The organism is Rhizobium sp. RAF56, from assembly GCF_052113965.1.
In the GTDB taxonomy this organism is placed as follows: Bacteria; Pseudomonadota; Alphaproteobacteria; order Rhizobiales; family Rhizobiaceae; genus Rhizobium.
The window spans coordinates 61,834-83,117 of record NZ_JBFRDU010000003.1 but is presented as its reverse complement, the minus strand read 5'-3'; the positions used below and the strand labels follow the sequence as shown (position 1 = coordinate 83,117).

The following is a 21,284-nucleotide window of genomic DNA, read 5'->3' as shown; positions in this document are numbered from 1 at the left end:
TGCGTTGCTTAAAGGTCACGCATCCGGTTCACGAATCCGCCGCATTCAGCGGTGCTTTCATGGGCGGGAATACTGAGCAGTTTGGCAGCGATCGCGGCGGCTTTCGCATGATTTCGCAAATGTTTGGGTGAAGTTGGCATGCCTCGTTCGACGGGCGGCCGGTTTCGCATCCCTTGCGGCGCCGATGCCCGCGTTGATTTAGTCAAGGCTGCCGGGAAACCGCAGCCCGGAGACGAACGGAATGGACGAGGACGACGTGTCGTCAGCGGTAAGCACTGAGGTGGCGGCGCAGGTCATGGACCGGCGTGCTTCCTTTGCTCTTCCCGGCCTTGTGCTGGCGGGTGGGGCGTTGCTTTGCGCGGTGCTCACGCTTCTCGTTCTGCTCGGCCTGACGCCGATCGCGCCGACTTCCCCTGTCGTCGTCGCCTCGGTGGTGATCAACTCATTCTTCGTTCTCGGGATGATCGCGCTGATCGCGCGGGAGGTGGCGCGCCTTTTGAAGGCTCGCAGCCGCGGTCGCGCGGCAGCACGCCTGCATATCCGCATCGTCGTGCTATTCTCGATCGTTGCGATCACGCCGGCTATCCTCGTGGCGATCTTCGCCAGTCTGACGCTGAATGTCGGTCTCGACCGCTGGTTCGCCCTGCGCACGCAGCAGATCATCAGTTCCTCGAAGAACGTGGCGCAAGCCTACCTCATGGAGAATGCGAGCTATCTGCAGGGCCAGACCATCTCCATGGCCAACGACCTCGAGCGCAATCGCGTGCTCTATAACCTTGACCGCACGGGGTTCGCCGATCTCATGACGCGTCAGGCCAAGGGGCGAGGCCTGCTCGGCGCATTCCTGGTGCATCGCGACGGTACGGCCATTGTCCAGGCCGACATCAAGACCGAACGGCCGCTGCCGGCGATCCCTAAGGATGCCCTCGAGGCATCGGCGGGCGGCCAGCCGACGCTCATTCCTCCCGGGGTGACGAACCTCGTCGGTGCCATCATCAAGCTGGATGAACTTCCTGGCTCTTTCCTCTATACCGTTCGCGCCGTTGACCCGCGCGTCATGAACGCCATGCGGATGGTCGAGGAAAATACAAATGAATACAAGGCGATGGAGGAGGGGCGTATGTCGCTCCAGATCGCCTTTGCGGTGCTCTATATCGGCTTTGCGCTGATTGTGCTGCTCGCGGCGATCTGGACGGCGATCGCCGTCGCCGACCGCATCGTGCGGCCGATCCGGCTGCTGATCAGCGCCGCCGATAATGTGGCTTCCGGCAATATGAACGTGCTGGTGCCGGTGCGCGCCGCCGATGGCGACGTTGGCAGCCTGTCGCGCACCTTCAACAAGATGATTTCGGAAATCCGCACGCAGCGCGATGAAATCCTTGAAGCCAAGGACGAGGTCGACGATCGCCGGCGTTTCATCGAGGCGGTGCTGTCGGGTGTGACGGCCGCCGTTATCGGCGTCGAACACGACCGGCGCATCACAATCGTCAACACCTCCGCCGAGATGCTGCTCACGCTGCCCAGCGACAAGCTCGTCGGCAAGAGCCTTGCCGAACTCGCGCCGGAGGTGGACCAGGTGGTGACCGAGGCCGCGAGCCGCCACCGGCACGATTTCCGCAAGCAGATCGAACTCGTTCGCGGTGGCACGGTAAGGACGTTGAGCGTCCAGGTTACCCGCGAGGAGGCGCGCGAGGCGAGGGATTCCTATGTCATCACCCTTGATGACATCACGGACCTCATGATCGCGCAGCGCTCGACCGCCTGGGCCGACGTCGCCCGCCGCATCGCCCACGAAATCAAAAACCCGCTGACGCCGATTCAGCTCTCCGCCGAGCGCATCCGCCGCCGCTACGGCAAGCAGATCGATGAGAACGACCGCGCTGTTTTCGACCAGTGCACGGATACCATCATTCGCCAGGTCGGCGACATCGGCCGCATGGTGGACGAGTTCTCGTCCTTCGCGCGGATGCCGAAGCCGACCAAGGAGCCCGCCGACCTCCGCGACATCCTGCGCGATGCGATCTTTCTGCGCGAGATGGGCAACAATCACGTCAAGTTCCTGCGCGAACTGGGTGATATCAGGCTGGAAGGCATGTTCGACGCACGCATGCTCGGGCAGGCGTTCGGAAATCTCATCAAGAATGCGGTCGAGGCCATCGAAGGCGTTCCAAGCGGCCAAGCGCCGACCGAGCCGCGCATCCTGGTCCGCGCAGCGCTCGACGAGGATCGCGATCGCTTCACGGTGGATGTGATCGACAACGGCCGCGGTCTTCCGGTCGAGAACCGCTACAGCATTCTCGAACCCTATACGACGATGCGCGAGAAGGGCACCGGCCTTGGCCTGGCGATCGTCAAGAAGATCATCGAAGACCATGGCGGGCAGCTGGAACTACATGATGCTCCCGCGGATTTTGACCTTGGAAGGGGCGCCATGATTCGTGTGCACCTGCCGCGGCGCGAACTGGCAGCCCAGACCCAGACGGACAAGGAAACAGCTTATGGCATCTGATATTCTCGTTGTGGACGACGAGGAAGACATTCGCGAGATCGTCTCGGGGATCCTGTCGGACGAGGGCCACGAAACGCGCATCGCCTTTGATAGCGATAGCGCGCTTGCCGCCATTTCCGACCGTGTACCGCGTCTCGTGTTCCTCGACATCTGGATGCAAGGAAGCAAGCTCGACGGCCTGGCATTGCTGGACGAGATCAAGGCGCGCCATCCCGACCTGCCGGTCGTTATGATTTCGGGGCACGGCAACGTCGAGACCGCGGTCTCGGCCATCAAGCGCGGCGCCTTCGACTTCATCGAAAAGCCGTTCAAGGCGGACCGCCTTATCCTGATCGCCGAGCGCGCGCTCGAAAATTCGAAGCTCAAGCGCGAGGTTTCCGAACTCAAGAAGCGCGCCGGCGACAGCTCGGAACTGATCGGCACGTCTGTCGCCGTGTCCCAGCTGCGCCAGACCATCGACAAGGTTTCGCCGACCAACAGCCGCGTGATGATCTTCGGCCCTTCAGGCTCCGGCAAGGAGCTGGTGGCGCGGATGATGCACAAGAAGTCGTCGCGTGCCGGTGGACCGTTCGTGGCGCTCAATGCGGCGAACATCACGCCGGACCGGATGGAAGTGGCTCTTTTCGGTACGGAAGGAACGCCCGGCCAGGCGCGCAAGATCGGCGCGCTCGAAGAGGCGCATCGCGGCATTCTCTATCTCGACGAGGTGGGAGAGATGCCCCGCGAGACGCAGAACAAGATCCTGCGCGTGCTGGTCGATCAGCAGTTCGAACGCGTCGGCGGATCGAAGCGCGTGAAGGTGGATGTCCGCATCATATCCTCGACCGCCTACAATCTTGAGAGCCGCATTGCCGAAGGTGTGTTCCGGGAAGACCTCTACCATCGTCTGGCCGTGGTGCCGGTGCGCGTACCGGCCCTCGCCGAGCGCCGTGAGGACATCCCGTTCCTTGTCGATCAACTCATGCGTCAAATTTCCGAGCAGGCCGGCATTCGTCCACGCCGGATCGGAGACGACGCCATGGCGGTGCTGCAGGCGCATGACTGGCCAGGCAACATCCGCCAGCTTCGCAACAACATCGAGCGTCTGATGATCCTGACCCGCACGGACGGGCCCGAAACGCCGATCAGCGCCGAGATGCTGCCCAACGATCTCGGCGACATGCTGCCCAAGGTCTCCGCCCACAATGACTACCACATCATGACGCTGCCGCTGCGCGAAGCTCGCGAAATGTTCGAGCGCGACTATTTGATCGCTCAGATCAACCGCTTCGGCGGCAATATATCGCGCACGGCCGAATTCGTCGGCATGGAGCGCTCGGCGCTGCATCGCAAGCTGAAGTCCCTCGGCGTCTGAACGATTGTTTTCGCGCGGCCCTGTCTGCGCGAAAACCCTTCCTGAAGCTTTTCCAGACAGGTTCTCGATGCCAAGAATTGCCTATGTCAATGGCCGATACGTGCCGCACGCCCAAGCCATGGTGCATGTCGAGGACCGTGGCTACCAGTTCGCGGACGGAGTCTACGAGGTTTGCGAGGTCCGCCATGGGCTGATCGTCGATCTTTCGCGGCATCTCGATCGCTTGAACCGCTCGCTTACCGAGTTGCGGATTACCTGGCCGATGAGCCGCGCGGCATTGATTTTAGTGCTCCGCGAGACGCTGCGCCGCAATCGTGTGAAGAACGGATTGTTCTACCTGCAGGTTACACGTGGCGTCGCGCGTCGGGACCATGTGTTCCCGGCGGCGGATACGCCGGCCTCGATCGTGGTGACGGCAAAGAGTACGGATCGCACCGTCATTGCCCGCAAGAACGCTCAGGGTATCAAGGCGATAACGCTTAAAGACAACCGCTGGGATCGAGTGGACATAAAGTCCGTCGGCCTGCTTCCCAACGCGTTGGCGCGCCAGCAGGCAAAGGAAGCCGGAGCCCAGGAGGCGATCTTCGTCGATGAGAACGGCATTGTGAAGGAGGGCGCCGCGACCAACGTCTGGATGGTCGATGCCCAGGGGACGTTGGTGACGCGGCCCGCCGAACACGGCATTCTGCGCGGCATCACGCGAACGACGTTGATGGACGTCGCAGCGCGCCTGGATATTCGCATAGCGGAACGATTTTTCTCCGTGGAGGAAATGATGGCTGCACGCGAGGTCTTCATCACCGCGGCAACAAGTATTTGTTTTCCCGTGATTTCCGTCGACGGAAAGCCGATTGCGAACGGTCATCCCGGAAGCGTCTCGCAGAAAATCCGAGAAGCCTTTTTCGACATTGCGGAAAAGACTGCGATTTGATACCAAGCTTTTCAGGAGCGGACGACGGGGATGTCCTGTTCCGGGACAAGAGTCTTAAGTTGATATTCCACCGGCCCGAGCGCCGGCAAGAAAGAAAGAAGCGGCGCGATGGCGGAACGTTCTCAGAACTTGCAGGACTTATTTCTTAATACTGTTCGCAAGCAAAAGATTTCCCTGACAATTTTTCTTATTAATGGTGTAAAACTCACCGGAGTTGTAACTTCCTTCGACAATTTCTGCGTCCTGCTTCGTCGCGACGGCCATTCGCAACTGGTATACAAGCACGCGATCTCGACGATCATGCCGGGACAGCCGATGCAGATGTTCGAAAGTGAAGAAGCCGCGTCCTGAGACGCGGCTAGCTAGGGTCAACCGTTATCTCGACACGCGATACAAAGAACGATTCCACCATTCCGGAAGCTGCCAAGCACCGGGATGATATGCGCGCGGTCGTCGTCGTGCCTGTGCTCAAGCAGGCGCGCGCCGCCAAGTCCGCACAACTGGACGGTGCAATCACCACCACGCGCCTGCCCGAAAGCCGCCTTGAGGAGGCGAAGGGCCTGGCGCAGGCAATCGACCTTGACGTCGTCCACGGCGCGATCGTGCCGATCAACGATCCGCGGCCGGCGACGCTTCTCGGCACCGGCAAAATCGAAGAGATCCGGGCGCTGCTCGATGAATTCAATGCCGGCCTCATTATCGTCGACCATCCCCTGACGCCGGTGCAACAGCGCAATCTGGAGAAGGAATGGAACGCCAAGGTCATCGACCGGACAGGCCTCATTCTCGAAATCTTCGGCCGCCGCGCCTCCACCAAGGAAGGGACGCTGCAGGTCGAATTGGCACATCTGAACTATCAGAAGGGCCGGCTGGTTCGCAGCTGGACCCACCTTGAACGCCAGCGCGGTGGCGCGGGCTTCATGGGCGGTCCGGGTGAAACCCAGATCGAAGCCGACCGTCGCATGCTGCAGGATCGTATCATCCGCCTGGAGCGCGAACTTGAGCAGGTGGTGCGCACGCGCCAGCTTCACCGGGCCAAACGCCGGAAGGTGCCGCATCCGATCGTGGCGCTGGTCGGCTACACCAATGCCGGAAAATCGACGCTGTTCAATCGCATCACCGGCGCGGGTGTGCTGGCGGAAGACATGCTCTTCGCCACGCTCGACCCGACGCTCCGGCGTATGAAGCTGCCGCATGGCAGAACCGTGATCCTCTCGGACACCGTCGGCTTCATCTCCGATCTGCCGACCCATCTGGTCGCCGCCTTCCGCGCCACGCTCGAAGAGGTGCTGGAGGCCGATCTCATCCTGCATGTGCGCGACATGGCGGATGAGGACAATCAGGTGCAAAGCTCCGACGTCATGCGCATTCTGCGCGATCTCGGCATCGGCGAGGCGGAAGGGGTGGAGCGCATCATCGAGGTCTGGAACAAGATCGACCGCCTGGAACCCGAGGCGCATGACGCCATGGTGCAGAAGGCCGCGCCAGCCGAGAACGTCGTGGCTGTTTCCGCTGTCAGCGGCGAGGGCGTCGATCTCCTGATGCAGGAGATCAGCCGCAGGCTTTCCGGCGTGATGACGGAGACGACGATCACGCTCCCCGTCGACAATCTCGCGCTGCTGCCGTGGATCTATAACCACGCCATTGTCGACAAACGCGCGGACAATGAAGACGGTACCGTCACCCTGGATGTTCGGCTGACCGAAACGGAAGCGACCGAATTGGAACGGCGCATGGGCAACGGACCGAAAGCCGCCAAGGAAGAGTGGGAATAGGCGGCAAGCTCAGCCGAGCTGCCGTTCTATCGCCTTGGCCGCCTGCCAGATTTCCTCCATACGCTCCAATGTAGCACCTTCCAGCGTCTCGCCTTCCGTTTCAAGAACATCCTCTATGTGACGGAAACGGCGCCGGAATTTCGTGTTGGTTCCACGTAATGCCTGCTCAGGATCCGTCTTCACGTGCCGGCCGATATTGGCAACTGCGAAAATGAGGTCGCCGAGTTCGTCGCTGACCTTCTCCTGATCGCCGTTTCGGAGTGCCACGCGCAATTCGCCGATTTCCTCCTCGATCTTGTCCAGGATCGGTTCGGGCGCCGACCAGTCGAAGCCGACTTTGGCGGCGCGTTCCTGCAGCTTCAAGGCCTCCGTCAGCGCCGGAAAGCTGCGCTGCACGGATCCGAGGAAGCCGGTCTTGAAGTCTTCGGCTATCCCCCGGCGGGCGCGACGCTCTGAGCGCTCGCGCTTTTCGGCCTGCTTGATCTCGTCCCACTGAACCTTGACGGCCTCGGGCGTGTCGGCCCCGGATCGGGCGAAGACATGAGGATGACGGCGGATCATCTTGGCGGTGATGGCTTGCACCACGTCCCCGAAAGAGAATTCGCCTGCTTCCTCAGCCATGCGGGCGTGAAAGACGACCTGCAGCAACAGGTCTCCCAGTTCGTCGCAGAGATCGTCCATGTCCCCGCGCTCAATCGCGTCGGAAACCTCGTAGGCCTCCTCGATCGTATAGGGCTTGATGGTCTCGAAGGTCTGTACGATATCCCAGGGGCAGCCGGTTTTAGGGTTGCGCAACGCCGCCATGATCTCGATCAGGCGGGAAATCTCTTGCGATGCTTGCATCGATATCTCGTCTCAGTTCAGCGGAATGTCGTTATCGCTCTTGGACGCCTGGTAGCTCTCGGAAAGCGAGGCGTAGGCGGCCTTGATGCGTGTGGTCTGCGCCTTGAGGTCGGCTCTCAACGGCTCGTCTTCGGACAGGACCAGATCGGCGATGGCAAAGCTGTTCCAGAAGGCATTGCTCTTGCGGTATCCGCCCGGCTCCAGCCCGAAGACCTCCTTCAGGATTTTCAGGTCGTGCGGGATCGCAAAGCTATCGCGGGAATCCTCATGGCTGAAGAAATAGTAGAAATTGTCGAAGCCTGCCCAGGTGATCGCCGACATGCACATGGTGCAAGGCTCATGCGTCGACAGGAAGACGAGATCCTTGGTCGCGGGCTTTTCGCCAAGCTCATAGAAACGCTTGAGCGTATGGACTTCTCCATGCCAGAGCGGATTTTCGAGCTCGTTGTTCGTCTCGGCGACGACGAGCGAGAGATCGGACTTGCGCAGGATTGCGGCACCGAAGACTTTGTTTCCGGCGGCGACGCCCTGTCGCGTCATAGGCAGGATATCGTCTTCGATGACATTGAGAAGCCGATTGGCGATGGTTTTGGCGGACAACTCTGAATTCTCCGTGGATTTGCAGCGAACCTTAACCGCAACGCGGCAAGGACGAAACGCGCAAATGACTGAAAGGCACCGTTTATCACATCCAACGGGAATCGGCGGCGAAGACCGGCCGCCTTGCTGCCTGTTCGGTGACTTTTGCTCAAAGACGCGGCATGTCGAGCAAAAGAATACGCGTCGGCTAGAGCCTTCGCATTTCTGTTTCTTCAATCGAGGCTAACGAACGGCGATATTCAGCGCAGTGTGAAATGGACTTGCAATGCCTCAAAGGACTGATCAGCTTTCAGTGTTTCCCGCCTTCTTTCGCGTCGAAGGAAGGATGGCGGCTGTCTTCGGGAACGGCGATGAAGCTTTTGCCAAGGTGCGGCTGCTCCTGAATACGCAGATCCGCATTGTCGCTTTGGCCGAAGCTCCAGAAGCGGACTACCACGCCTTTCTGATCGCCAACCGTATATCGCTCGTTCGTGGACCCTTCTCTCCGGGACAGGTCGATGGCGCGATACTGGTGTTTGCGGCAACGGGCGATGCGGCGGCTGATCGCTCGATAGTCGCGGCCGCACGCGCGGCGAAAATTCCGGCCAACGCGGTGGATCAACCCGAATATTGCGATTTCTTCACGCCCGCGCTCGTCAATCGCGCTCCAGTGGCGGTCGCCATCGGCACGGAAGGCGCCGGACCGGTGCTTGCACAGATGATCCGGGCGCAGATCGACCAGCTGCTTTCGCCGTCGCTCGGCAAGCTCGCCGAGTTGGCGATCGGCTATCGCAAAGCTGCCGAGGAGCTCGTCCAGCGCGGTGCCGCGCGGCGTGTTTTCTGGCGCCGCTTCTTCTCCGGCCCTGTTGCCGACGCCGTTGCCAACGGCAATCTGCCGCAGGCTCGGCGTGCCGCCAATGGCCTCCTTGCATCCACGGAGCGCGTTGAAGGCCGCGTATGGCTCGTCGGCGCTGGGCCAGGCGCTGAGGATCTCCTGACGTTGCGGGCGCAGCGCGTGATGATGGAGGCTGACGTCATCGTCTATGACGCGCTGGTGCCACAGGCGATTGTCGACATGGGCCGCCGCGACGCGGAGCGGCTGTCGGTCGGCAAGCGCAAGGGATGCCATTCGAAATCCCAGGAAGAGATCAACGAGCTCCTGGTGCATCTCGGGCGCGAGGGAAAGCGCGTCGTGCGGCTGAAGTCCGGCGATCCGCTGGTCTATGGTCGCGCGGGCGAGGAGATGGCAGCGCTGCGCGCCGCCGGCATCGGCTACGAGATCGTGCCGGGCATCACATCAGCATTTGCCGCCGCCGCCGATTTCGAGTTGCCGCTGACGCTGCGCGGCGTTGCCTCTTCGCTGGTCTTCACCACAGGTCATGATCTTGCGGGCGACGTCCTTCCCGACTGGGCAAGCCTTGCCGTTTCCGGTGCGACGATCGCCGTATACATGGGCCGCACCGTTGCCGCTTCGGTCGCGCAGCGCCTGATGGCCGCAGGTATTCCCGCCGAGACGACGGTCGCCGTCGTCGAGAACGCCAGCCGCGGCGACCGTCGCCTGCTGCATGGCACGCTCAAGGATCTGCCGGATCTGGAGCACCGCGAGGAGCTCAGCGGCCCGGTGATGGTCATCATCGGCGATGCCGTCGCCGGCGCCAATTTCGAACATTCCGAGCCGCTGATGCGCCATGTGTCCGTGGTTCAAGAATTTGCTAGGAGCTGACATGGTAGACAAGGTTCTGACCGCCAACAGGCTGACCGACGGTGTCGCCGTCTGGCTGAACGCGGCCGGTCAATGGACGACATCGCTTCAGGAGGCGATCGTCGCGCGCCATGCGGAAGCGGTCGATGCGCTCGAACAGATCGGCAAGCAGTCCTACGCCGACAACAAGGTTGTTGACGTCAACGTCGTCGAAGTGAAAGAGACGAACGGCGTCATCTGGCCGCTGCGCTTGCGCGAGCGCATCCGTGCCGAAGGCCCGACCATGGAATATGCCGCGAACTACCGCGCGGCCGATCCGGAATTTATCGCAGTCTGAGGAAGCCATGTATCGCTACGACGAATTTGATCACGCCTTTGTCGCCGAACGCGTCGCGCAGTTTCGCGACCAGGTCGGGCGGCGCCTTTCGGGCGAGCTCTCCGAGGATGCATTCAAGCCGCTGCGCCTGATGAACGGCGTCTATCTGCAGCTCCATGCCTATATGCTGCGCATCGCCATCCCCTATGGCACGCTGTCCTCGCGCCAGATGCGCATGCTTGCCCATGTCGCGCGCACCTACGACCGCGGTTATGGCCATTTCACGACGCGGCAGAACCTCCAGTTCAACTGGCCGAAGCTTTCCGAGATGCCCGATGCGCTGGCCGACCTTGCCTCGGTGGAGATGCATGCCATCCAGACGTCGGGCAACTGCATCCGCAATGTCACGGCCGACCATTTTGCCGGTGCGGCCGCCGATGAGGTGGCCGACCCGCGGCCCTACGCGGAAATCCTCAGGCAGTGGTCGTCTGTCCATCCGGAGTTTTCCTTCCTGCCGCGCAAGTTCAAGATCGCCGTCACCGGCGCCGAGCGCGATCGCGCCGCGATCCAGGTGCACGACATCGGGCTGCATCTGAAGAAGAACGACAAGGGCGAGATCGGGTTTGCGGTCTATGTCGGCGGCGGGCAGGGGCGTACGCCGCTGGTAGCCAAGCTGATCCGCGACTTTCTGCCGGAGCAGGACCTTTTGTCGTACACGACGGCAATCATGCGTGTTTATAACCTGCATGGCCGCCGCGACAACAAATACAAGGCGCGAATCAAGATTCTCGTGCACGAAACCGGCGCGGAGGAATTGGCGCGTCAAGTCGAGGTTGAATTCGAAAAGCTCAAGGATACCGAGCTGAAGCTACCGGAAGCCGACGTCAAGGCGATCGCCGCCTATTTCGAGCCGCCGGCGCTTGCCGACCGGCCCGAGGGCTGGGAAAGCCTGGCGCGCTGGAAGAAGGCCGATCCCGATTTTGCGCGCTGGGTGCAGCAGAACGTGCAGCCGCACAAGCATCCCGACTATGGCATGGTGACCATCTCGCTGAAACCGATCGGCGGCATCCCTGGAGATGCGAGCGATGTGCAGATGGATGCCGTCGCCGACATCGCCGAAGAATATGCCTTCGACGAAATCCGCGTCAGCCACGAGCAGAACCTCATCCTGCCACATGTTGCGCTTGCCGATCTCGAAGCCGTCTATCGCGGCCTCGTCGCCATCGGGCTCGAAACCGCCAATGCCGGCCTTATCACCGACATCATCGCCTGTCCCGGGCTGGACTATTGCGCGCTTGCCAATGCGCGCTCGATCCCGCTTGCCCAGGAGATTTCCATGCGCTTCGGCTCTGCCGAGCGCCAGGCGGAAATCGGCGAGCTCAAGATCAAGATTTCCGGCTGCATCAACGCCTGCGGCCATCACCATGTCGGCCACATCGGCCTGCTCGGTGTGGAGAAGAAGGGTGCGGAGCTCTATCAGATCACGCTTGGCGGTTCCGGCGACGAGAACACGTCAATCGGCGAAATCATCGGCCGCGGCTTCGAACCGGAGAAAGTGACCGACGCAATCGAGACGATCGTGGACACCTATCTCGGGCTGCGTCTCGAAGCCTCCGAAACCTTCCTTGTCGCCTACCGCCGTGTCGGCCCGCAGCCGTTCAAGGAGGCGCTCTACGGCGCGTCGCCTTCAGCGGAAGCGGCGTGAGGGAGGCGATCATGACCAAGATCTGGAAAGAAACCGGCTTTGTCGAAAACGATGCGTGGGTCATCGAGACCGACGAGGTGACGGCGGGCGAAGGGGAAAAACCGCTCCTTGATCTCGCGACGCTGATCGCGAAGGCGGAAGAGACGAACGAAATCGGCCTCGGTGTGCTCATCAAGCCTGCGGACGACGTCAGCAAGCTCGAGCCTTACCTCGACCGTCTCGATATCGTTGCCGTCGCCTTCCCTGCCTTCAGCGATGGGCGCGCCTTCAGCCACGCTTCGCTGCTTCGCGAGCGCCTGGGCTACAAGGGTGAGCTCCGCGCCGTCGGCGACGTGCTGATCGACCAGATACCGCTGATGCTGCGCTGTGGCATCGACAGTTTCTCCGTGACCAACGAGACGGCGCTCAAGCGACTTGCGGAAGGCCGGCTGCCCGGTATCCCTCACTACTACCAGCCGACTGCCCGAAGCGCGGAAGCCGGTCCTGGCTACAGCTGGCGGCGGTTGCCGCTCAAGACTGCCTGATTCCTCCCAGCCGCGGCGGTCGCAAAAGGCGATCGCCGCGGGACCGACCGCCTTGCGTCGGGGGGCCACGTCGCCTTGAAACTTGATCGCTGCGGACATATTTCCCAAGCGAGGTGCGGCATGGAATGGAATGCCTTTTAAAAAGATCCAATATAGAATATTTGGCTGGCAGCACTATATTAAGACGAAGCACGGGATCCGATAGCGCATGAACGCCCCCGCCAAGACAGAAGAATTTGCATCAGCCATTCCCGCCGGCGTCTTTGCCGAAACGGTATTGAGCGTGACGCATTATACAGACCGGCTGTTCCGCTTTACGATGACCCGGCCGCAGGGTTTCCGTTTCCGTTCCGGCGAGTTCGCGATGATCGGCCTGATGGTCGAAGGCAAGCCGGTATTCCGGGCCTATTCGATCGCAAGCCCTGCCTGGGCGGAAGAACTCGAATTCTTCTCGATCAAGGTGCCGGATGGTCCGCTGACATCGCATCTTCAAGCGATCCAGCCGGGCGATCAGGTGCTGATGCGCAAGAAGCCGACGGGCACGCTGGTGCTCGACGCACTCATCCCCGGCAAGCGCCTCTACATGTTTTCGACGGGCACGGGTATCGCGCCTTTCGCCAGCCTCATCCGCGATCCGGAGACCTATGAGAAGTATGAGGAGGTCATCCTCACTCATACCTGCCGCGACGTCGCGGAGCTGAAATACGGCTTCGATCTTGTCGAGGAAATCCGCAATGACGAGCTTTTGAGCGAGATCGTCGGCGACAAGCTCAAGCACTATGCGACGGTAACGCGCGAAGACTACGCCTTCCAGGGCCGCATCACGGATCTCATCGCCGACGGCAAGCTGTTTGCCGATCTCGGCGTTCCGCCGATCGATCCGGTGATCGACCGTGGCATGATTTGCGGTTCATCGGGAATGCTGAAGGACACCAAGGATCTGCTTGAAAAGGCCGGCCTGAACGAGGGTGCCAACAGCAAGCCTGCCGAATTCGTCATCGAACGGGCCTTCGTCGGCTAATTACTTCTGGTTGAACAGTGAAGGGCGGCCTCAGCGATGATGCCGCCTTTTTTATGCGGCGAGATAGTCGATCAGCGCGCCCATCGCCTGCCGTGCCTTGTCGGGATCGCCGCTGTGGATAGCCCGCATGACGTCCACATGCAGCGCGATCGAACGCTGCATGCTCTTGGGCTTGACCGCCGAGGACCATAGCCGACGGGAATGGGTCTGTACGGGGGTGAGCGCTGCGGTAATGAAACTGTTCGGGCACGCCTCCTCCAGGATTTCGTCGAAGGCCTTGTCCGCGGCAAAGAAGAGAGCGAGGTCGCCGCTCGCGGCACAGTCCGACATTTGCTGGGCGCAGCCGAGAAGCTGCTGTCGTTGGCTTACGTTGGCATGGCTTGCCACCAGCGCTGCCGCGATAGGCTCCAGCTCGCGGCGGACCTGCATGACGTTGGCGTGATCCTGCGGACGGATATCCGCGATTCGCAAGCCGACGCGCGGCCTTACCACGATCAAGCCCTGCCAGGCCAGCTTCTGGATTGCCTCGCGAACCGGCGTCCGGCCATGGCCGGCGAGATCGATCAACTGCTTTTCGGTCACGAGTGCGCCGGGCTTGAGGGCCAGCGTGACGATCAGATGTTCCAGGGCAAGATAGGCGAGGTGACTCTGCGAGCTCTGCATGTCCGGTCGGTCCAGAAAACTGATATATCACATTTTTGCATGCCATCCGACGGCTGGCAAGGCATTGCGAAATATCAGGTCGCCTAGGAGCGGAGCCTAAAGGGTCGAGCGATCTCCCAGAGGCCTGCGCCTCCGACCGCATCATTCGTGCCGTAGCGCCTCGATGGGATTGAGCTGCGCTGCGCGCCTCGCCGGGAAATAGCCGAAGATCATGCCGATCGCCGCCGAGAAGAAGAAGGCCACGGCGATCATCGTCGGGCTGGTGACGAAAGGCACGCCGAGGAAGCTGACCGTGCCGTAGGCAAGCAGCAAGCCGAGCAGGATGCCTGCGATGCCGCCAAAGACGGACAGCGATACGGCCTCCACGAGAAACTGCATCAGCACCTGCTTTTCCAGCGCCCCGATCGCCAACCGGATGCCGATCTCGCGCGTTCGTTCAGTCACCGACACGAGCATGATGTTCATGATGCCGATGCCGCCGACGAGCAGGCTCACCGCGGCAACGGAGCCGAGGAGGCCGGTCAGCAGCGTCGCGGTGCCGGTCATGGCATCGGCGATCTGCGTCATATCGTTGACCGAGAAGTCGTCCGGACGGCCGGGAATGATGTTGCGGCGCTCGCGCATCAGTCTTTGAACGTCCGCCTGCACCTTGGCGGTCGAGACGCCGTCGCGGGCCGAAATGGCGATCAGCGAAATGTTTGTCGTGCCGCCGATGCGCCGCTGGTAGACCTTGAGCGGCAGGATGACCACGTCGTCCTGGTCATTGCCCATGCCCGATTGGCCGCGCGCCTTCAGTAGCGCGACGACGCTGCAGGATAGCGTTCCGACGCGTATCTGCTGGCCGGTAGGATCGGCCGAGCCGAAGAGTTCGCGGCTGACCGTCTGGCCGAGCATGCATTTGGCTTGGCTGCCGCCCTCCTCGGCGGGGAGGAATTCGCGGCCGCTCTGAATGGCCCAGTCCTGCGCGATCAGATAGTCGTTGGTCGTTCCCATTGCCGTCGTCTGGTGGTTCTGGCCCTGAAAGATCGCGGTGGCGGTCGATTGGCTGAGCGGTGCGACGGCGCGCAGGCCGTTTACCTGCTCGCGGATCGCCTCGACGTCGCGGATCGTGAAGCGCTTGGCGTCGGAACTTGCCCGGCCGGGCCCGAACGTGCCGGGTCTGGCAAACAGCATGTTCGTGCCGAGCCGCGACATTTCGGCGGAAACCTGCGCTGCGGTGCCGTTGCCGATGGTGACCATGGCGATGACGGCGGCGACGCCGATGACGATGCCGAGCACCGTCAGGAAAGAGCGCAGCACATTGCGGCGGATGGCGCGAAGAGCGAGCTTGAGTGTCTCAAGAAACATCGGCCTGACGCCTCCCGTGATCCTTTTCCACCTCAAGCTTGCCGTCGGTGAAATGCAGCAGGCGCCGGGCATAGGCAGCGATATCGGGCTCATGCGTCACCATGACGACCGTGATGCCCTGTTCGCGGTTCAGCCGCGTGACGAGATCCATGATCTCGACGCTGGTGCGTGTGTCGAGGTTGCCGGTCGGCTCGTCGGCGAGCAGAAGGGCAGGGTTTGTCACGATCGCGCGCGCGATGGCAACGCGCTGTTGCTGGCCCCCGGACAACTCCTGCGGCTTGTGATGCTCACGCCCCGAAAGGCCGACGACGGCAAGCGCCTCGCGGGCGCGGCGGCGGCGTTCGCCGGCTGCCATGCCGCGATAGATCAAAGGCAGTTCAACATTCTCGACTGCGGAGGTGCGCGCAAGCAGATTGAAGCCCTGGAACACGAAGCCCAGCATATGACGCCTGAGAAGGGTCAACTGCTCGCGCTCGAAGCCGGTCGTCATCAGACCCTGAAAAACGTAGTCGCCGGCGGTCGGAACATCGAGACAGCCCAGAATGTTCATCGCCGTCGATTTACCCGAACCGGACGGTCCCATGATAGCGACGAATTCATGCTCCCGGATCGAGAAATCGACACCATCAAGGGCACGGATCTCGGCCTCGCCGGAGCCATACACCTTCGACACGTTGCGGAATTCGACAATCGGCGTTCTCGTCATCTCCATGTCGGTTCACCGCTTGCGTTCCATGGAGTCCGTCACGACCACGTCCTTGTCGGAAATGTTGTTCGACAGAACCTGGGTAAACTGGCCGTCCGACGCACCGACCTGGATGGTGACGGCGCTCGGCTGACCTTCGCGCATCACCCAGACACGACGATTGTTGCCGGTAAGCGCCGGTTGCTGGTTGCCGCCGCTGCGGATGCGCGGCGGCCGGAAGAGGCTCATCAGATTGGGGCTGCGGTCGCTGGCCACGGGCGGAACGTAGCGAAGTGCCGCGTTCGGAATGAGGACGGCATCCTTGAGCGACTGCGTGACGACATCGGCCGTGGCCGTCATGCCGGGGCGCAAAAGCATCTCCGGATTGTCGACCGACAACACGGCCTTATAGGTCACCACGTTGTTTGTGGTGTCGGACGCGTAGCGGATTTGCTTGATTTCGGCCGGAAACTTCTGGTCGGGATAGGCTTCGACCGTGAAATTCGCCTTCTGACCGATGGTGATGCGGCCGACGTCCGCCTCATCGACATCGACCCTCAATTCCATCTTGCGAAGATCACCAGCGATGGTGAATAGGATCGGCGCCGAAAGCGAGGCCGCGACCGTCGCTCCAGGATTGACCGAACGCGTTAGTACCATGCCCTCGATCGGTGAGACGATCTTTGCCTTTGCAAGGTTGACTTGCGCCAGGCGAAGGTCGGCCTCGGCCGCCAGCACGTCCGCCTCGTTGATCTGCTTCGTGGCGGCTGCCGAGTCGTAGGTGTATTGCGCGTCGTCGAGGCTCTGCTGGGTGGAGACGTTGCTCTTCACGAGGTTGCGCAAGCGGTCGAGCGCGACCTGCGCCTGTTGCATCTGCGCGATCGCTTTCACCACATTGGCCTTGGCGGAATTCAGCTTGGCCTGGGAGCTCTTGACGTTCGCCTCGAGATTGTTGGTGTCGAGAACGGCGAGCACGTCGCCGGCTTTCACGGGACTGTTGTAGTCGACGTTGACGTCGCGCACCGTGCCGGAGAGCTCACTCGATATATCGACCTGTTCCGTCGGCTGGATCGCGCCGGTCGCGGTGACGAGCACCGTCATGTCGCCACGCTTGATCGGCGCCGTCGTGTAGTCATAACCGGCGCGTTCGCGGCCGGCATAGAAATAGGCTCCAGCGCCGAGGGCAAGCAGAACTAAGGCAACCACGGCAAGGCGGCCGCGGCGCCGGCTCTTTTTCCGTTCGTTACCCGACGCTGCCAGGATGGCGGCGAGATCGCTGCGGGCGGCGGTAACTTTGTCTTCTTCCGATACGTTCATCGGTTCCCTCGGACATTCTCATAATCATATGTGGGTGGCTTCACGGGCGGCGCCAGTGGATGCGGAACAGAGTTCGTTCGAAGCACGCCGATCCAGACGACCTTGCGATGACATAGAATGTGCCGCAAGCGTAGTGAAATCTTGGTAAGTTATTGCTTTTCCGATGGGGAAGTGAAGCGGTCGCCGGCAAATTGGGCAGTGCCAGTTACTGGCACGAGCCAAGGCTCGCGACGTTTGATCCAGAGTTCGTCGGCAGGGATGAGGTTCGCCGGCGCGTCATCGAGCGTTCCCACTCGGATTTCCGCCTCGTCTTCGCGCAGACAGAAAAGCCGCGATCCGCAGCGCGGGCAGAAACTTCGCCCGGCAAAGGTCGTAATCTCGCCCGTGAAATCAAAGCTGTCACGCGGCCAGACGGCGAAAGTGACGAACGAAGAACCGCTGGATTTACGGCAGTCGGCGCAATGACAAAGTCCAACGCGCAAGGGTTGGCCTTCAAGCCTGTAGCGCACGCCACCGCAAAGGCAACCGCCCACGCGGTGGCGTGAAGAACCTGCCGGAAAGGTCATCGGATTTTCAGTAGGCTATGCTGGCAGGCAGCACTGGCGGGCGGCGCTTGGCTGCCATCAGCAGGTCCAGTTCGGTCGCGGAGGGGCCGAACTTCTCGAAAAGCCGCTGCGCTTCGGCGTCGTCAAGCCTGTATTTCCTTGCAAATTCAGCCATACTGTACGGACGGCCACGCAACACTTTGCGGCTCGGTGTCTGGTAGGAAATTCCAGTCATCTCACCCTCCTGGTCAGAGTTTCAGTCGCGCAATGTCTGCAAATGCATGTCTTGCGCAGTCTCACCAGTTTAACGCGCGGGGAGGGGCGATGGTTCCAATTGGGTTACAGTTGTTGAGATCTCTGCGGGTTTGGGGTGATCCCAGGACTGGAATACTAGCGCCGGACGAGCCGCCCGAGAAAAATCAGGATGCAGGCGCCGATGAAGCCGGCGATGAGATAGGCTGTCCAGCCGGTTCCGAGGCTAATGTTGAGTGCGGACAACAGGATGTTTGCAACCATCGCGCCAACGATCCCGAGCAATATGTTCATCAGCACGCCCATGTTGCTGTGCATGACCTTTTCGGCGAGCCACCCTGCCAATCCACCGACAATGATGGCTGCGAACCAACCGATCTGCGCGTCCTGCATGGTCTTCCTCCCTGTTCTCGACTGGCTTTGGACTTACTCACCGTGCGCGGCGATGCGCATCATCTTTCCACGCGGGTACAGGTTCGCAACCACGCGAGCTGTTTCCTGAAACCATCCAGGATCTCGTCTGTCGTGTCGATGAAACGGTTGTCTTCGACGGCATGAACGCGCACGCGCCCCTGTTCCAAACAGTGCAGGTGGTGACGGAGAAACAGCTCCTGGGCCTTGCACCACTTGTCGAACTCGGCGTTCTGCTTCATCCATCCTCCTTGATCTGCCCAGTCAAGAATATGATCTGAAAACAGACGATTACCCGGGGGGCAATCTTGCCGCGTAGACTTCTGAAATTGTATCGATGGGAAGAAAAAACAAGATCAGTCCGTCAAATTGCCCCAGTTTGGATCCCATTCGACGCCGTTTATCTGTACATAGACATCGATGGCGTTAATTCCGGCATAGTTTGCCGCCCAGTCGAGAGCCGCTTTAGCGTCGCAACCGGGGTCTGGCCAAGAATAGCCTCCGTCGGCCAAATCCTCGCTCTTCGAGATAGCTGCCCTCGGGCCGTGACTGCTGTGGTAGATGCTGACCAGCACATAGGGATTGCCAGTCAAGGTCGCGTCAAAACGGCGAAAGGTCTTCATGGCGCTTCTCCGGTGCTTGCGGTGGCAAGGTAGATCTAGCGCTGCCGCGATGTTTCCAAGCCCGCGGCGCTACCGCCGCCCGCGAAATTAGGTCTCAGGACGGCAGTCGCAATCTGTCGCTGTACAATTCCCCCGGCACGGTGTAGGAGCAGCCCACTTGTTATGGCCGGCGAAGTTTCGGCCCGCGATGCCAGCCGTTGGATCGACAAGCGTAAGACGGCTGCCCCAGAGCACATCCGAAAGTTTAAAAAGATGACCAATTTAATCGGCGTCGTTCCGGCGATCGCGCAGGCGTTGAACGAGCGCGGCTACACTGAACTCACCCCCGTCCAGAAGGCAATGCTGGACCCCGCCCTTGCGGAGGCTGACGCGCTCGTTTCCGCGCAGACCGGCTCGGGCAAGACAGTTGCCTTCGGCCTGGCGCTTGCGCCGACGCTGCTTGGTGGCGAGGATCGCTTCGTCCGTGCCGGCGCGCCGCTTGCGTTGGCGATCGCGCCGACGCGAGAACTGGCACTGCAGGTCAAGCGCGAACTCGAATGGCTTTACGAAAAGACCGGCGCCATCATCGCCGGCTGCGTCGGCGGCATGGATATCCGCAACGAACGGCGCGCGCTTGAGCGCGGCACGCATATCGTCGTCGGCACGCCCGGCCGCATCTGCGACCATATCCGGCGCGGCGCCCTCGATATGACCGCGCTCAAGGCCGTGGTACTCGACGAGGCCGACGAAATGCTCGATCTCGGCTTCCGCGAGGATCTTGAGTTCATTCTCGAAGCAGCGCCCGCGGAACGCCGGACGCTGATGTTTTCCGCGACGGTTCCGAAAGCGATCGCCAATCTTGCCAAGGATTACCAGCGCGACGCTATAAGGATTGCGACCGCTTCCGAGGCCAAGCAGCATGTGGACATCGAATATCGCGCGCTGGCCGTCGCGCCCGCCGACCGCGAGAATGCGATCATCAACGTATTGCGTTTTTACGAAGCCAGAAATGCCATCGTCTTCTGCTCGACGCGAGCAGCCGTCAACCACCTGACTGCCCGCCTGAGCAATCGAAACTTTTCCGTCGTGGCGCTGTCGGGCGAACTGAGCCAGAGCGAGCGCACGCACGCGCTGCAGGCCATGCGCGACGGTCGTGCCCGCGTGTGCATCGCCACGGATGTCGCCGCGCGCGGCATCGACCTTCCTGGCCTCGAACTCGTCATTCATGCCGATTTGCCGACCAACCCGGATACGCTGCTGCATCGTAGCGGACGTACGGGCCGGGCAGGGAACAAGGGCATCAGTGCACTTGTCGTTCCTCTCAGCGCCCGCCGCCGCGCCGAGCGGCTCCTCGAAAACGCGCGCATCACGGCGACCTGGGCCAAGCCACCGTCGGTGGAGGACGTCATGCGCCGCGACGACGAGCGCGTGCTTGCCGATCCCGCATTCGACGAAACGCTGAGGGACGAAGAGCAGTCCCTCGTGCGTCAACTGATCGAGCGGCACGGCGCCGAGAAATTGGCTGCCGCCTTCGTCAGGCTCTATCGCGCCGGACACTCCGCACCAGAGGATCTGGTCGAGATCACGCTCTCGGACAATTCGAAAGCGAACAGAAGGGACAATGCCGCGGGGCCGCGCGAGCCATCCGCGCCCAGACGCGAAAGCTTTGGCGACAGCGCATGGTTTACGCTTTCGGTCGGACGCAAGCAGAATGCAGAACCGCGCTGGCTGATCCCCATGCTGTGCCGCGCCGGCGGCATTACCAAGAACGAGATCGGCGCCATCAAGATGCAGCCGGAAGAGACCTTCGTGGAGATCGCGCTCGATGCGGCGCAATCCTTTGCCGACAAGATCGGCCCCAGCAAGGCGTTGGAACGCGGCATCCGGATCCGCCGCCTGGACGGAGCGCCAAACCTCGAAAGAGCCTACGAGCGCGCCGGCAACGCTCCTCGCCCTCCGCATGCGGCACCGTCCCGCTTCGAAAATGCCGGTGACGACAGCCGCGCGGAAAAGCCGAAGAAAAAACTCTGGAAGGGAGCCCCGGATGGTGCCGGCGCTCGGAGCGAATTTTCCGAAAAGCCCGATTCCGCCCCTTGGAAGAAGAAGGACGGCAAGCCAAAGTTCGCAAAGCCGGCAGGTGCCAAGCCAGGTGCCGCGAAGGCAAAAGGCAAGTTCACAAAGAAGCGGCCTGAATGAAGAAATA

22 protein-coding genes are annotated in these 21,284 nt (G+C 61.4%); 11 read left to right on the top strand and 11 right to left on the bottom strand.

Annotated elements, in window-relative coordinates; genetic code table 11:
- The first annotated feature begins 241 nt into the window (after positions 1 to 241).
- The 5 genes from AB4048_RS03630 (at position 242) to hflX (ending at position 6,569) form a co-directional block, all read left to right on the top strand.
- Complete coding sequence (locus AB4048_RS03630; RefSeq protein WP_442200560.1) at positions 242 to 2,509, top strand: ATP-binding protein; 2,268 nt, start codon at positions 242 to 244, stop codon at positions 2,507 to 2,509.
- The gene (gene ntrX / locus AB4048_RS03625; protein WP_442200559.1) at positions 2,499 to 3,863 is read left to right on the top strand and encodes a nitrogen assimilation response regulator NtrX; all 1,365 of its coding nucleotides are present in this window, start codon (positions 2,499 to 2,501) and stop codon (positions 3,861 to 3,863) included. The genes AB4048_RS03630 and ntrX overlap by 11 nt, the downstream gene beginning before the upstream one ends.
- 67 nt (positions 3,864 to 3,930) lie before the next feature.
- Positions 3,931 to 4,794 (top strand): D-amino-acid transaminase, encoded by an 864-nt coding sequence (locus AB4048_RS03620; protein WP_442200558.1) that lies wholly within the window; start codon positions 3,931 to 3,933, stop codon positions 4,792 to 4,794.
- Between the two features lie 108 nt (positions 4,795 to 4,902).
- Positions 4,903 to 5,145: an RNA chaperone Hfq gene (gene hfq / locus AB4048_RS03615; RefSeq protein WP_003539403.1), complete on the top strand. Its 243-nt coding sequence runs from the start codon at positions 4,903 to 4,905 to the stop codon at positions 5,143 to 5,145.
- 89 nt (positions 5,146 to 5,234) lie between these two features.
- Positions 5,235 to 6,569: a GTPase HflX gene (hflX, locus tag AB4048_RS03610; protein ID WP_442200557.1), complete on the top strand. Its 1,335-nt coding sequence runs from the start codon at positions 5,235 to 5,237 to the stop codon at positions 6,567 to 6,569.
- Between the two features lie 9 nt (positions 6,570 to 6,578).
- On the opposite strand, the gene mazG is transcribed toward hflX, so the two are convergent.
- Positions 6,579 to 7,412, bottom strand: coding sequence for a nucleoside triphosphate pyrophosphohydrolase (mazG, locus tag AB4048_RS03605; protein ID WP_442200556.1), 834 nt, complete (start codon positions 7,410 to 7,412; stop codon positions 6,579 to 6,581).
- Between the two features lie 12 nt (positions 7,413 to 7,424).
- Complete coding sequence (locus tag AB4048_RS03600) at positions 7,425 to 8,012, bottom strand: nucleoside deaminase (protein ID WP_442200555.1); 588 nt, start codon at positions 8,010 to 8,012, stop codon at positions 7,425 to 7,427.
- A 265-nt stretch (positions 8,013 to 8,277) separates the two neighbouring features.
- Between AB4048_RS03600 and cysG the strand changes: the two genes are divergently transcribed.
- The 5 genes from cysG (at position 8,278) to AB4048_RS03575 (ending at position 13,259) form a co-directional block, all read left to right on the top strand.
- Entirely contained in the window at positions 8,278 to 9,714 is a 1,437-nt protein-coding gene (cysG, locus tag AB4048_RS03595; protein WP_442200554.1) for a siroheme synthase CysG, read from the top strand.
- 1 nt (position 9,715) lies between these two features.
- Positions 9,716 to 10,030, top strand: a complete 315-nt coding sequence (locus AB4048_RS03590) for a DUF2849 domain-containing protein (protein ID WP_442200553.1) — start codon at positions 9,716 to 9,718, stop codon at positions 10,028 to 10,030.
- A 7-nt stretch (positions 10,031 to 10,037) separates the two neighbouring features.
- Positions 10,038 to 11,714, top strand: coding sequence for a nitrite/sulfite reductase (locus AB4048_RS03585; RefSeq protein ID WP_442200552.1), 1,677 nt, complete (start codon positions 10,038 to 10,040; stop codon positions 11,712 to 11,714).
- Between the two features lie 11 nt (positions 11,715 to 11,725).
- A complete protein-coding gene (locus AB4048_RS03580; RefSeq protein WP_442200551.1) occupies positions 11,726 to 12,238 on the top strand; it encodes a DUF934 domain-containing protein in 513 nt (170 codons plus the stop codon).
- A gap of 208 nt (positions 12,239 to 12,446) precedes the next feature.
- The gene (locus tag AB4048_RS03575) at positions 12,447 to 13,259 is read left to right on the top strand and encodes a ferredoxin--NADP reductase (RefSeq protein ID WP_442200550.1); all 813 of its coding nucleotides are present in this window, start codon (positions 12,447 to 12,449) and stop codon (positions 13,257 to 13,259) included.
- A 51-nt stretch (positions 13,260 to 13,310) separates the two neighbouring features.
- Here the strand turns inward: AB4048_RS03575 and AB4048_RS03570 are convergent, their stop codons facing one another.
- The 9 genes from AB4048_RS03570 to AB4048_RS03530 all read right to left on the bottom strand — a co-directional run bounded on the left by AB4048_RS03570 (position 13,311) and on the right by AB4048_RS03530 (position 19,102).
- On the bottom strand, positions 13,311 to 13,922 hold the full coding sequence (locus tag AB4048_RS03570) for a GntR family transcriptional regulator (protein ID WP_442200549.1): 612 nt from the start codon (positions 13,920 to 13,922) through the stop codon (positions 13,311 to 13,313).
- Positions 13,923 to 14,063: 141 nt separating this feature from the next.
- Entirely contained in the window at positions 14,064 to 15,269 is a 1,206-nt protein-coding gene (locus AB4048_RS03565; protein WP_442200548.1) for an ABC transporter permease, read from the bottom strand.
- Complete coding sequence (locus tag AB4048_RS03560) at positions 15,259 to 15,975, bottom strand: ABC transporter ATP-binding protein (protein WP_442200700.1); 717 nt, start codon at positions 15,973 to 15,975, stop codon at positions 15,259 to 15,261. The genes AB4048_RS03565 and AB4048_RS03560 overlap by 11 nt, the downstream gene beginning before the upstream one ends.
- A 12-nt stretch (positions 15,976 to 15,987) precedes the next feature.
- Entirely contained in the window at positions 15,988 to 17,271 is a 1,284-nt protein-coding gene (locus AB4048_RS03555) for an efflux RND transporter periplasmic adaptor subunit (protein ID WP_442200547.1), read from the bottom strand.
- A 149-nt stretch (positions 17,272 to 17,420) separates the two neighbouring features.
- Positions 17,421 to 17,837 carry a GFA family protein gene (locus AB4048_RS03550; protein WP_442200546.1) on the bottom strand — a complete coding sequence of 139 codons (417 nt, stop codon included), beginning with the start codon at positions 17,835 to 17,837 and terminating at the stop codon, positions 17,421 to 17,423.
- A 7-nt stretch (positions 17,838 to 17,844) separates the two neighbouring features.
- Entirely contained in the window at positions 17,845 to 18,051 is a 207-nt protein-coding gene (locus AB4048_RS03545; protein WP_442200545.1) for a hypothetical protein, read from the bottom strand.
- Between the two features lie 155 nt (positions 18,052 to 18,206).
- Positions 18,207 to 18,461 carry a GlsB/YeaQ/YmgE family stress response membrane protein gene (locus AB4048_RS03540; RefSeq protein ID WP_442200544.1) on the bottom strand — a complete coding sequence of 85 codons (255 nt, stop codon included), beginning with the start codon at positions 18,459 to 18,461 and terminating at the stop codon, positions 18,207 to 18,209.
- A 59-nt stretch (positions 18,462 to 18,520) separates the two neighbouring features.
- Complete coding sequence (locus AB4048_RS03535) at positions 18,521 to 18,721, bottom strand: hypothetical protein (RefSeq protein WP_442200543.1); 201 nt, start codon at positions 18,719 to 18,721, stop codon at positions 18,521 to 18,523.
- 114 nt (positions 18,722 to 18,835) lie between these two features.
- Positions 18,836 to 19,102 (bottom strand): hypothetical protein, encoded by a 267-nt coding sequence (locus AB4048_RS03530; RefSeq protein ID WP_442200542.1) that lies wholly within the window; start codon positions 19,100 to 19,102, stop codon positions 18,836 to 18,838.
- A gap of 252 nt (positions 19,103 to 19,354) precedes the next feature.
- On the opposite strand from AB4048_RS03530, the gene AB4048_RS03525 reads away from it, so the two are divergent.
- A complete protein-coding gene (locus AB4048_RS03525; RefSeq protein ID WP_442200541.1) occupies positions 19,355 to 21,277 on the top strand; it encodes a DEAD/DEAH box helicase in 1,923 nt (640 codons plus the stop codon).
- Positions 21,278 to 21,284 lie beyond the last annotated feature (7 nt).

Bases quoted from the DNA above. Each gene is read 5' to 3' on its own strand.
- AB4048_RS03570 (WP_442200549.1), bottom strand. From the start codon at position 13,922: ATGCAGAGCTCGCAGAGTCACCTCGCCTATCTTGCCCTGGAACATCTG.
- AB4048_RS03540 (WP_442200544.1), bottom strand. From the start codon at position 18,461: ATGCAGGACGCGCAGATCGGTTGGTTCGCAGCCATCATTGTCGGTGGA.
- AB4048_RS03585 (WP_442200552.1), top strand. From the start codon at position 10,038: ATGTATCGCTACGACGAATTTGATCACGCCTTTGTCGCCGAACGCGTC.
- AB4048_RS03555 (WP_442200547.1), bottom strand. From the start codon at position 17,271: ATGAACGTATCGGAAGAAGACAAAGTTACCGCCGCCCGCAGCGATCTC.
- AB4048_RS03620 (WP_442200558.1), top strand. From the start codon at position 3,931: ATGCCAAGAATTGCCTATGTCAATGGCCGATACGTGCCGCACGCCCAA.
- AB4048_RS03525 (WP_442200541.1), top strand. From the start codon at position 19,355: ATGACCAATTTAATCGGCGTCGTTCCGGCGATCGCGCAGGCGTTGAAC.
- AB4048_RS03535 (WP_442200543.1), bottom strand. From the start codon at position 18,721: ATGAAGCAGAACGCCGAGTTCGACAAGTGGTGCAAGGCCCAGGAGCTG.
- AB4048_RS03565 (WP_442200548.1), bottom strand. From the start codon at position 15,269: ATGTTTCTTGAGACACTCAAGCTCGCTCTTCGCGCCATCCGCCGCAAT.
- AB4048_RS03630 (WP_442200560.1), top strand. From the start codon at position 242: ATGGACGAGGACGACGTGTCGTCAGCGGTAAGCACTGAGGTGGCGGCG.
- ntrX (WP_442200559.1), top strand. From the start codon at position 2,499: ATGGCATCTGATATTCTCGTTGTGGACGACGAGGAAGACATTCGCGAG.
- AB4048_RS03580 (WP_442200551.1), top strand. From the start codon at position 11,726: ATGACCAAGATCTGGAAAGAAACCGGCTTTGTCGAAAACGATGCGTGG.
- cysG (WP_442200554.1), top strand. From the start codon at position 8,278: ATGCCTCAAAGGACTGATCAGCTTTCAGTGTTTCCCGCCTTCTTTCGC.
- AB4048_RS03560 (WP_442200700.1), bottom strand. From the start codon at position 15,975: ATGACGAGAACGCCGATTGTCGAATTCCGCAACGTGTCGAAGGTGTAT.
- mazG (WP_442200556.1), bottom strand. From the start codon at position 7,412: ATGCAAGCATCGCAAGAGATTTCCCGCCTGATCGAGATCATGGCGGCG.
- AB4048_RS03545 (WP_442200545.1), bottom strand. From the start codon at position 18,051: ATGACTGGAATTTCCTACCAGACACCGAGCCGCAAAGTGTTGCGTGGC.
- AB4048_RS03590 (WP_442200553.1), top strand. From the start codon at position 9,716: ATGGTAGACAAGGTTCTGACCGCCAACAGGCTGACCGACGGTGTCGCC.
- hflX (WP_442200557.1), top strand. From the start codon at position 5,235: ATGCGCGCGGTCGTCGTCGTGCCTGTGCTCAAGCAGGCGCGCGCCGCC.
- AB4048_RS03530 (WP_442200542.1), bottom strand. From the start codon at position 19,102: ATGAAGACCTTTCGCCGTTTTGACGCGACCTTGACTGGCAATCCCTAT.
- AB4048_RS03575 (WP_442200550.1), top strand. From the start codon at position 12,447: ATGAACGCCCCCGCCAAGACAGAAGAATTTGCATCAGCCATTCCCGCC.
- hfq (WP_003539403.1), top strand. From the start codon at position 4,903: ATGGCGGAACGTTCTCAGAACTTGCAGGACTTATTTCTTAATACTGTT.
- AB4048_RS03550 (WP_442200546.1), bottom strand. From the start codon at position 17,837: ATGACCTTTCCGGCAGGTTCTTCACGCCACCGCGTGGGCGGTTGCCTT.